This is a genomic window from Alcanivorax sp. (genome assembly GCF_040118815.1).
Classification (GTDB): domain Bacteria; phylum Pseudomonadota; class Gammaproteobacteria; order Pseudomonadales; family Alcanivoracaceae; genus Alcanivorax.
Genome location: NZ_JBEDTC010000024.1, coordinates 1 through 10,069 on the forward strand (window position 1 = coordinate 1; position 10,069 = coordinate 10,069).

Annotated in this window: 9 protein-coding genes; 2 read left to right on the top strand and 7 right to left on the bottom strand. The window is 52.1% G+C overall.

Annotated features, from left to right (window positions below; genetic code table 11):
- From ABNH18_RS16860 to ABNH18_RS16890, 7 genes are all read right to left on the bottom strand, one after another.
- Positions 1 to 1,301 (bottom strand): GMC family oxidoreductase (locus tag ABNH18_RS16860; RefSeq protein WP_349383957.1); only part of this gene is annotated, 1,301 nt, incomplete at its 3' end.
- A complete protein-coding gene (locus ABNH18_RS16865) occupies positions 1,288 to 2,403 on the bottom strand; it encodes an acyl-CoA dehydrogenase family protein (RefSeq protein WP_035248740.1) in 1,116 nt (371 codons plus the stop codon). The genes ABNH18_RS16865 and ABNH18_RS16860, both read right to left, overlap by 14 nt.
- A gap of 8 nt (positions 2,404 to 2,411) precedes the next feature.
- The gene (locus ABNH18_RS16870; protein ID WP_007150215.1) at positions 2,412 to 3,572 is read right to left on the bottom strand and encodes an acyl-CoA dehydrogenase family protein; all 1,161 of its coding nucleotides are present in this window, start codon (positions 3,570 to 3,572) and stop codon (positions 2,412 to 2,414) included.
- 47 nt (positions 3,573 to 3,619) lie between these two features.
- Complete coding sequence (locus tag ABNH18_RS16875; protein ID WP_349383958.1) at positions 3,620 to 5,170, bottom strand: long-chain-fatty-acid--CoA ligase; 1,551 nt, start codon at positions 5,168 to 5,170, stop codon at positions 3,620 to 3,622.
- 58 nt (positions 5,171 to 5,228) lie between these two features.
- The gene (locus tag ABNH18_RS16880) at positions 5,229 to 6,209 is read right to left on the bottom strand and encodes a PaaI family thioesterase (protein ID WP_231866193.1); all 981 of its coding nucleotides are present in this window, start codon (positions 6,207 to 6,209) and stop codon (positions 5,229 to 5,231) included.
- Positions 6,184 to 7,185: a BtrH N-terminal domain-containing protein gene (locus ABNH18_RS16885; RefSeq protein ID WP_052042942.1), complete on the bottom strand. Its 1,002-nt coding sequence runs from the start codon at positions 7,183 to 7,185 to the stop codon at positions 6,184 to 6,186. Before ABNH18_RS16885 ends, ABNH18_RS16880 begins: the two co-directional genes overlap by 26 nt.
- Positions 7,185 to 8,054 carry a metal-dependent hydrolase gene (locus ABNH18_RS16890; protein ID WP_035248744.1) on the bottom strand — a complete coding sequence of 290 codons (870 nt, stop codon included), beginning with the start codon at positions 8,052 to 8,054 and terminating at the stop codon, positions 7,185 to 7,187. The genes ABNH18_RS16885 and ABNH18_RS16890 overlap by 1 nt, the downstream gene beginning before the upstream one ends.
- A gap of 877 nt (positions 8,055 to 8,931) precedes the next feature.
- Between ABNH18_RS16890 and ABNH18_RS16895 the strand changes: the two genes are divergently transcribed.
- Positions 8,932 to 9,264: a membrane protein gene (locus ABNH18_RS16895; RefSeq protein WP_035248785.1), complete on the top strand. Its 333-nt coding sequence runs from the start codon at positions 8,932 to 8,934 to the stop codon at positions 9,262 to 9,264.
- A 79-nt stretch (positions 9,265 to 9,343) separates the two neighbouring features.
- The gene (locus tag ABNH18_RS16900) at positions 9,344 to 9,838 is read left to right on the top strand and encodes a JAB domain-containing protein (protein WP_063508940.1); all 495 of its coding nucleotides are present in this window, start codon (positions 9,344 to 9,346) and stop codon (positions 9,836 to 9,838) included.
- Positions 9,839 to 10,069 lie beyond the last annotated feature (231 nt).

Genomic DNA, 10,069 nt, shown 5'->3' on the forward strand with positions numbered 1-10,069 from the left:
CTGTGAAACACTTTTCTGGCTAGTTTCACGCCTTCACGGAGCACAAGAATATCGTCAGGATGAGAAAGATAGTTTGGGTCTATCAAAGGCGCAGCAAATGGATCGCTATTGGCCAATCGAATCTGTCCTCGACTCTTAGGCCTGAGTTGGCACACATGAATCGTACAACCAAACCCTGGCGTCAACTGACGTCCATGATCTCGAAGATAAGCCGGTAAAAAGTGTAGCTGAGCATCCGGACGATCCGGCTCGCTGAGCAGGCTGACAAAAGCCCCTGCTTCCGCCGCGTTACTGGCAAGAAAGCCGCGCCGATGACGAAAATACTGGTAGAAGGCACTAATCAGCCGAGGTATAAAAAACGGTGACATGCCGATTGATTGACGGCTTTTGTCCTTGATCATGACGGTCATATCAAGGTGATCTTGAAGGTTCTCCCCAACTTCCGGCGAGTCTTGCAAACAGGTGATGCCGATTTTCGATAGGTGCTCTCGCTCTCCAATACCCGACAACATCAGCAACTGAGGGGTATTGATCGCCCCACCGGACAGGATGACTTCTTTGTTCGTACGAATGACCGATTGAGCACCATCACTATCACAAATTTCGACGCCAATCGCCCTGCCGCAATCCAGTAACACCTTGGTTACCTGCACATCCGTCATGATGTGCAAGTTATCGCGGCCACGTGCAGGATCCAGGAAAGCACGCGCGGCACTCCACCGGCGCCCTTCTTTTTGTGTTACCTGAAACCGGCCAAAGCCTTTCTGTTCCGGCCCGTTAAAATCATCGTTTCGGGTATAACCCAGCTCTTCACCGGACTTAATAAACAGCGGGGTTAACGGGTTAACATCCCTGACTCGGGTAACATTCAGTGGCCCACCCACACCATGCCAATTGTCAGCGGAGTATTGTTCATTGTTTTCATGTGCATTGAATACCGGCTGCACATCTTTCCACGCCCACCCTGTTGCGCCTTGCGCTGCCCAGTCATCATAGTCTTGTTGTTGGCCTCGAATGTAGACCATGGCATTGATTGAGCTGCTGCCCCCCAGTGTTTTTCCTCGCGGCCAGTAGAGGCGCCTTTTATTAAGGTGACTTTGTGGCGCGGTGTCGTAGCCCCAGTTTCGCTTTCCTTGTTTAATTAGACCGATGAGTCCAAACGGAATATTAATAAAACCGCTATTATCGTGGGGGCCGGCCTCAATAAGACAAACGGAATACTTGCCGCACTCGCTTAACCGGTTGGCAAGAACACAGCCCGAAGAGCCCGCCCCCACGACGATAAAATCAAACGACTTCATTTTGCTTCTCCCCCGCCTGAATAAACCGTGACATGTGGTGCTCTCGGTCGCCATGACTCAATGATGCATGTGTCACCAGACGGAAGTAATGGCCAATGTTCAGCTCTTCCGTAACACCAACGCCACCATGGATCTGGATACCTTGCTGAGTGATACCAACGGCCCGGTTTGCGTAGTAAGCCTTTGCCGCCGCTGTCGCGCGCCCGCGCTCACCGACGTTTGCGCTCTCTCCTTTTACTGACACCATCAAGAGCATGGATTCCAGCTGCTGGAGATCAATAAACGCATCAACAAGGTAGTGCTGGATTACCTGAAAACTGCCAATCGTTCTACCAAACTGTTTACGCGTTCGAGCGTATTCCAGAGTGGCCTGATACACCTCTCGGCAGGCGCCGTACATACGTGCGCAGTCCAATGCGCACAGATAATCGAACCAGGCAGAAACCGCTTGCTTTGCCGCATCACCACGACACAAAACCATTTCGTCTGTGATGAGCACATCATCAAGCGTCAAACTGGCAGCACGGCTTCCATCGAGCAGTCGATATCTTTCAACGTCACAGGCGTCGAAAGGTAGCGCGACAATGACCAACTCATCACCAGACATAGCGGAGACGAGCACGGCGTCTGCAACGCCACCATCAGACACAACGTGCTTCTGCCCGGAAAGTCGTTCTCCGTTTAGCCTCAAGGAAGGGTTCAGCACGTGATAACCGGCATGCCGGTCATAAAGACCGCAAGCCACACGTGCCTCACCAGCAATAATGCGATCAAGCAACGCCAAGGATGTTGGCGTATTGGCGAACTCCAATAACTTGCCGGGGGAAACAATTAAATCGACAAAAGGGTCAAGACAAAGCGCGGCTCCTAACTCCTGAACAATGGCGCACACGTCAAGCAATGAGCCGCCATACCCTCCAACAGATTCAGCAAACGGAAGGCCAAACCAACCCAAATCATTCATGGCCTGCCAGCGATTCGCTTCAAGGTGATTACTCTCATTCAACTGTGCAATGTAGGTGTCAAATGAATAGTTGTCTTTAAGATAACGGCGCGCGGTATCCGCAATCATGGTGGTATTTTCGGGTAACTTGAAATCCATTTTTCACCTCACAATCCGAGCAACATCTTCGCCAACACGTTTTTCTGGATCTCGTTAGATCCACCATAGATGGTGCACGCACGCAGGAAGTTATAGCGGCGACTGGCCTGATTAAAAATTTGCTCCCCAATGGGCTCCTCGTTATCCCATGGCAAAGACATCAAACCTCCGATTTCCACCATCGCTTGGGAAACCCTTTGCTGTAGTTCCGTGCCTTTGATTTTCAGTCCTGACGATTCTGGGCCGAACGGCTTGCCTTCATCTGTGGCAGCAACGGTGCGAAAGTTGGTGTATTCCAGTGCCATAAGATCGACTTCCAAGCCAGCCAACCGACGCACCGCCAACTGCTTATCTGTTTCCGTTGGTAGCGCATCGATAGCACTTTTAAGGCGATTGATTTCGTAGTGAATATCCGCCACACCGGCAATGGTGGTGCGTTCGTGGGTAAGAAGAAACTTGGCAATGGTCCACCCCATTCCTTCTTGACCCACCAAATTTTCCACAGGCACTTTCACGTCGGTAAAATAGACTTCGTTAAGGTGATGATGCCCATCAATTGAATAAATCGGCCGTACTTCAAGCCCGGGGGTTTTCATATCGATCAGCAGGAATGAAATACCCTGCTGCTGTTTCACGGTGCTATCCGTTCGCACCAAGCAAAACATCATGTCTGCCCAATGGGCCTGTGTCGTCCAGATTTTTTGACCATTAACCAAATAATGGTCGCCATTACGCGTGGCTCGCGTTTTTAACGAGGCCAGATCTGAGCCCGCATTGGGCTCAGAATAACCTTGGCACCATAGCGTTTCGCCACGCTGAATGCCGGGCAACCACCGTTCCTTCTGTGCTTCAGAACCAAAGGTATATAACACCGGCCCAACCATGGCCACACCAAAAGGACTTGTTGGCGGAGCCCCTGCCGAGGCGCGTTCCTGATCGAAAATATACCGCTGGGTTGCGCTCCACCCTGGGCCACCAAATTGTTCTGGCCAAGTAGACGTGAGCCAACCTTGACTGCCCAGCAAACGCTCCCATCGTTGCTGCATATTCTTGTCTGGCATCGCTCCTCGGGCAGTACAGCGCCGAATATCATCAGGCACATTTTCCTTCATCCACTGCCGGATACTCTTACGAAATTCTTTTTCGTCATTACTGAAATCCAGATTCATGGAAGCCTCCAAGCCAATAAATTTCGCAATACAAGGTCATCAATTACTCAATTAACCTGTTTACCGTTGCTCTCCCAAAAGGGGGCTCGCAGTTCGTTTTTCAGCACCTTACCTGCCCCACTCACCGGCAACGACTCTGCCTTAAAATCAACGCTACGAGGCACTTTGTAACCTGCAATTCTTTCACGGCAATGTTCGATAATCTCTGCCTCACTGGCGTGCTCTCCTTCACGCAGCACCACGATTGCATGCACAGCTTCACCCCAGCGTTCATCGGGAATACCAATTACCGCGCACTCCTGTACCGCAGGATGGCTATAAATGGCACCTTCAACTTCAACAGAGAAAATATTTTCTCCACCGCTGATTACCATGTCCTTGGCTCGATCAACGATGAAGACAAATCCATCCTCGTCCATGTAGCCAAGGTCGCCGGTATGTAGCCAACCATTGCGCAAGGTATCAGCGGTTGTTGATTCCATTCCCCAGTAACCCAACATGACGTTTGGTCCCCGCGCACATATTTCGCCAACCGTACCTTGAGATACCACCTGATCATTTTCATCAAGCACCACCACCTCCACACCCAGTGCTGCGCGACCGGCGCTACGTAATTTTTCTCCGCCGGGAATGTGATGTTCTGGCCCGAGTGAGGTAATGATTGGGGAGGCTTCGGTCTGGCCATAGCCCTGAGCAAATGACACTGTCGGCATTTGTTCCATAGCACTAATCAATACCGCCTCTGGCATTGGCGAGGCGCCATACAGCATGCGTTTTATGCTGCTGACATCGTAATTGGCGATGCGCCCAGATGAGGCTAGAAGATTGACCATGGTCGGCACCAACAGGGTGTTCGTGACTTTCTCCTGCTCAATGAAAGCCAGCACTTCATCAACATCAAAGCGAGGAACAATGCCATGTGTCCCCGCAGCCAGTGTCACGGCAAACGTGCTGGCCATATCAGCCAAGTGGAACATGGGCCCGGCATGCATATATATGGTGTCACTGTCATAGCCCATCTCGGCAACCACGTTTAGGGCATTGAATACCAGGTTGTCATGACTCAGCATCACGCCTTTTGACCGCCCAGTGGTACCACCGGTATAAAACAGCCCCGCCAGATCGTCACCGCCAGCATTGGCGTCACGGATTCGATCGGCGTTGGCGACAAGGGATTCATAATCAATACACCCTTGTGGACACTCACCCTCACCCATGAAGACAACATGCTTGATAGACTCAAGCTGTGGCTGTATGGATGGCAGCAATGCTGCAAAGGTGTCATCAACGAAAAGCACTTTAGAACCTGAGTCATTCAAGGTATAGGCGATTTCAGGTGGTGCGAGCCGAATATTGACGGGATTCACTGCCGCACCGGCCCACGGCACTGCATAGAAATACTCCAGGTAGCGATCGCTGTTTAATGCCAGTATGGCAACCCTGTCACCCGCATTGACGCCCAGACTTAGCAACCCGTTAGCAAGGCATGCGATACGGTCTTCAAACTCTCGCCAGGTTTGCCGCCGACCAGCAAAAACGGTAGCCGTACCTTGGCCGTTTAATTGAACCGCACGGCGCAAAGTCTGTGAAATATACATAACAGAACTCCTCTATTGAGGCAGAAAAGGAAGGGGGGAGGGTTGTTTATAGATTGGATTAGCTGGAAGCGAAGGCTCTCTTATAAATGAAGCGACCTCGGGAAACCTGGGCGCCATCAAGAAACACATCCACAACAACCACAATGAAGCGCTTTCCTTCACGAATAATGTTCGGCTTGGCCACCAACGTACCCGCAAAGGCCGGGCGCAAATAATCCAGAGTCATACTTGAACATACTGGCTTATTTTGTTCAGTCTGATTCGCTGTTAAGTGCGCGCCAGCAACAAGCTCCGCGAAGCTTGCGATAATACCGCCATGAAAAGTCTTGATCAGAGGGTTGCCAATGTGCTGCTCGCGAAACGGCATTTTATAGGTTGCTTCGCCATTATCGTCCGAAGCCGTCATACCAAGAAATTTTTCGTATGGTGATACATCGCCGACCACAGTAGAGAGAGCGGTTACCCTTTCTGTTTCGAAGCTGATGATTCCTTCATCATCGATTGTTTTTTTCTTGGAGGGGGCTCTCTTATTGCTAGGATTCACAGATTGATCAAAGGACGGGCCTGCCGTTCCTATCGCAAAACTGCCTGATACCGACGCCAGCAAATTGCCGCCATCACGCCCAAATGCCTCTCCACGGACATAAGCAATATTTTCTTCAACTGCAAAACAGGTGACATTACATGCCACCCCTTCGCCAGCCTCGGGTTTAGCGATGAAATCAACGCGCAAGTCAATTGTCGCAATTGGGCGCATGTCGCCGAGGCGCACAAAAATCGCCAAACCACATGCCGTATCAAGCAAGGTAGCGATGGCTCCCCGATGAAGCTTTCCCTGTTGATCACAAACCTCTTCCACACAAGGCATGCTCATTACCGCGCCATCTTTGGTAATGTCATCCATTGCGATACCAAAAACCCTGAACAACGGATGCCCTGAACCAAAAAAAGCCTTTGCGGCAAGCAGTTCTCTCGGGAGTGATGTCTCAGCTGTCATAGTTAGCAACTTTTTATCAGAATGTTGAAGCGGCATCCGCATACCGGGTCTCTGCAACACGCACAGATTCAATGGCGTCCGTTATTGCCTCTTCAGGGAATGTTTCACTTTCGGACCCCTTTCGCAGACAATCAGCCAGAGCGGACCATGCCGCAGCACTCGTGCGCATCAACTCGACCAAGCCTGCCTCATGTATTTCAGGAACAATTTCACTCGCTTCATCGAGAAATTCTGAATACATCGCTCTAAAGCCGCTGCCCCCCGTTCCACGCTTCTCGATCACTTGATAGGCGAAACGGAGCAACCATTGCCATTTATCCACTGCCTTCCAGCGAGGAAGTTCCTGGATCCAAGTTGTTAGCGCTTGAATACCGTGATTCCTGCTTCCTTGCAGGAGATTATCTGCATTCTTCACAATCGCACTGCGCACGTTATCGGCAGACACCTGAACCGAAACACTTTCGGGTGCGAACAATGAACCATGATGGATAAAGGGTGGCGACAAGGAGAATCTGGCTTCAACCAACTTGTCACGAGGCACCTCTAAAAGCCCTGGGCGCTCGGTATCGCTAACGAGCATCGTCTCGCCCTTCTCGGCTCGCTGCCAGGCGACGATGGCGTGACCGGGGAAATGTGTACTGCTCTTGAAATAAGGAAGGTAAAAAATATCAGTTAAGAGAAGCGCAGGCCGCCCCGCATCAAGATGGGCATCCAGCGCATCGGCGGCAGCACATTTATCTTGCCAAGTTTCCCAGCGAAACGGCACGCCCAGTGTAGAGAACACCGTTTCCTCAAATCCCATTGAACGGACATGGACAATAAACGGGGTGTCCGTGCCTGGTATTTCCACATAAGTAATACCAAGCCCGGCACCCAGCCCGAAGCAGAAAGCTTCCGTCAAATTAAGCCCATGAAACTCCAGCAGGTCTCTGATAGCTGAACTGCCACAGTGACGCCCAGGCCGATGTGTATGAGGAACATCGACGGTACTGGGGACATCCTGCTTGTCTCCATGCATCAGGCTGCCTCACTCACTGGAGCCGGACCGTAAATGGTTTCCGATGCCCGCATCGGATCTCCATGAGTCTCATACTCCGCCAACCACGCGGCAACCTTCTCAGGCATACCGGTATCCCAAGGGTGAAATCCAGGGCGGAACCAAGCGAGGAAATCAGGCAGCATGCCTGTGAGAATACCTTTTCGCCCATAAAGCTTGTTCAGGCCTCGCAGAATCACACCAGGCTGGCGCGTTACGCCATCAAGCTTGAGCATATTCCAAAATACTGGAGCCACGACAAGGTGAACCATCAGGGTCGCAACCACCAACGCAGACGCGCGCGTCAAGTAGCCTCCACCTGCTGCGCCCTGATAAAGATCATAGGCCACGGCCTTGTGCTCTACTTCTTCGACCCCGTGCCACAGAAATAGCGCTCTCATGACGGGGTCAGCCTCGCTAAACATCTCGCTCTTCTCGCTGACCATGGTTTCGCCCAGGGTTGCCGTAAAGTGCTCAAACGCCGCCGTCATGGCGAGCTGATACTTCTTCGGCAGGTACTTTTGTGTGGTGCGAATAAAGGTCCTTAGATTCGCAGTGACCTTATCCACATCCACGCCCTGGCTGGCCATCACATCGTTGAAACGATCATGGACAATCCCGTGCTGACCTTCCTGGCGAATAAAGTGACGAATATCCTCGCTCAGCTGATCATCTGTCACTTGATCCTTGAAGTTACGCACTGACTGGATAAAGAAGCGCTCCCCCTCCGGGAAATGCACTGAGAGGGCATCAAAGAAGCGGGTCAGCACGGGGTCACCGCCATTCCAGTGCCGTGGCACTGACGAGACATCAAAAGCGACTTTGCGCGGCTGAATTGATACAGAACTCATAATTCCTCCAAATAAACAGGCTGTCTACGTAGTGACATCCCTTGATCTTATTTGGCTGAACAACCAAATGTCAATAACCTTAGGTCGCAAGTCTCCTCTGTGAAGCAGTCATTATGCATAAAGCTGCATTTAAATGGTTTTGGAAGTGTGGTCCGACCATGGAAGATACGCTGTATAAAATTGAATCGGTGTGCTGTTTTTCGAATATTTATCTTTCCCGGAATGCCGATGAAACTTCCACCTTGAACTTTCGATGCCTGCGGGATGAGCTGAATCTGTGCAAGATTCTAGTTATTGCAATATCCAGAATCGCAAAGAAAGAAGCGCAAGACTAAGTGATTTATCGCTGAACGTTCTGGAATGCAATCCACGACGAGGAAGACAGCACAGCAATGCGAGACCAGCAAACCAGCGCGCGAACTAACGTGAACATACATTCCGGGTGATTAAAGGTATCTTCGGCTACAGAAAGGTGCCACCTTGGCCAAGCCTAGAATACCAACAGGCTATATACCTTGGCGGGGCCAATAACCTGTTCGGAGTGAAACGGGAGCTGCCGCGCCTGATTGCTGCTTTTCTTGAGCATCATAAAACCGAAAAATGCACGATATTCAGGCCCGCCCTAACTCGTATGAGAATTCACCAAGCAGGTGCTGTCGAGAAGATGAGAGGCATGTTAGGCCGCAGCTCACCAACATCGGCCAACTAAATAGAGAAGAGCGATCGGCGTAGTATCGAACTATCCAAATACTACACAGAAACTTCAACTACCCGCATGAAGAGAAATGCGGCCACTATCCCAGATTTTTTCAACCATATATCACCTCTATGAAGCCAGGAAGGAATGGCCTTCCTGACCCTGTCTCATGGAGGTTTCATGATCATTCAATGTCCGTCCTGCCGTTCCATCCGCGTTGTCGCCCTGCAGAATGGCCGCAAGGTCGGCGGCTCTGTAGGCACGGTTGCAGGTGCCGCCAGCGGCATTGCCATGGCTAGCAGCGGTGCTCGCGTGGGCGCTACGGTCGGCCTGGCGTTTGGCCCTGCCGGGTCCGCCATCGGCGGTATCGCCGGTGCCGTGTTTGGCGGTTTGGCTGGCGGCGTGGCCGGTGGTGAAGCTGGTGCTGCGCTGGGCGCCAAGCTCGACGAGACCTATCTCGACAACCTGGAATGCCTGGATTGCGGACACAGCTTCCGCCTCGATGCCGAGTAAGTCCCACTCTCCCCTTACCACTCACACACCCCTGAAGCCCGCCCAGTGCGGGCTTCTTTATGCCGCTATGGAGGCCTGGATGGATATTCCCACTTTCGTAAAGAACGAGCAGGGCCTGTACCACGTACAGGGCTGCGTTAAGCCTGAGGAAATTGTCAGTACGGCGGCCACCATTCTTCTGGATGAGCTGACCGGTCGGGAGGCGCTAACCACTCCCACCGATGTCGCCCAGTTCCTGCAGATGGCCCTGGCCCAGAAGAAGAACGAGGTCTTCGCGGCCATCTTCCTCAACAACAAGCATAAGGTGCTCAGTTTCGAGCCCTTGTTCAACGGCACCATTGATGGCGCGGCGGTGTACCCCCGTGTGGTGGTACAGCAGGCCCTGGCCTGCAATGCCGCTGCCGTAATCTTCGCCCATAACCATCCCTCCGGGTGCTGTGAGCCCTCCCAGGCTGATCGCACCATCACTACCCGGCTCAAGGACGCTCTGGCCCTGATCGATGTGCGGGTCTTGGATCACTTCGTCGTGTCCCGCTCCGAGTGGGTCAGCTTAGCCCAGCGTGGCTGGCTCTGAGCCTTCACTCTTCGGCTTTTGCTCTACCACTGACTCAACCACCTCTTCTCATTCGTTAAGCCGCCCGTTTTGGGCTCATCGTTATTCTTGGAGATTTACCATGGCACATCTTGTCGAAAGCATGGCCTATGCAGGACGTACCCCCTGGCACGGGCTGGGCAACCAGCTCGCCGCCCAACAACCCCTCAATGTCTGGATGCAGGAAGCCGGCATGGACTGGGAGATCCGTGA

What these genes read in the sequence shown, in the direction of transcription:
- ABNH18_RS16865 (WP_035248740.1), bottom strand. Translation starts at nt 2,403, where the DNA reads ATGGATTTCAAGTTACCCGAAAATACCACCATGATTGCGGATACCGCG.
- ABNH18_RS16870 (WP_007150215.1), bottom strand. Translation starts at nt 3,572, where the DNA reads ATGAATCTGGATTTCAGTAATGACGAAAAAGAATTTCGTAAGAGTATC.
- ABNH18_RS16875 (WP_349383958.1), bottom strand. Translation starts at nt 5,170, where the DNA reads ATGTATATTTCACAGACTTTGCGCCGTGCGGTTCAATTAAACGGCCAA.
- ABNH18_RS16880 (WP_231866193.1), bottom strand. Translation starts at nt 6,209, where the DNA reads ATGCGGATGCCGCTTCAACATTCTGATAAAAAGTTGCTAACTATGACA.
- ABNH18_RS16885 (WP_052042942.1), bottom strand. Translation starts at nt 7,185, where the DNA reads ATGCATGGAGACAAGCAGGATGTCCCCAGTACCGTCGATGTTCCTCAT.
- ABNH18_RS16890 (WP_035248744.1), bottom strand. Translation starts at nt 8,054, where the DNA reads ATGAGTTCTGTATCAATTCAGCCGCGCAAAGTCGCTTTTGATGTCTCG.
- ABNH18_RS16895 (WP_035248785.1), top strand. Translation starts at nt 8,932, where the DNA reads ATGATCATTCAATGTCCGTCCTGCCGTTCCATCCGCGTTGTCGCCCTG.
- ABNH18_RS16900 (WP_063508940.1), top strand. Translation starts at nt 9,344, where the DNA reads ATGGATATTCCCACTTTCGTAAAGAACGAGCAGGGCCTGTACCACGTA.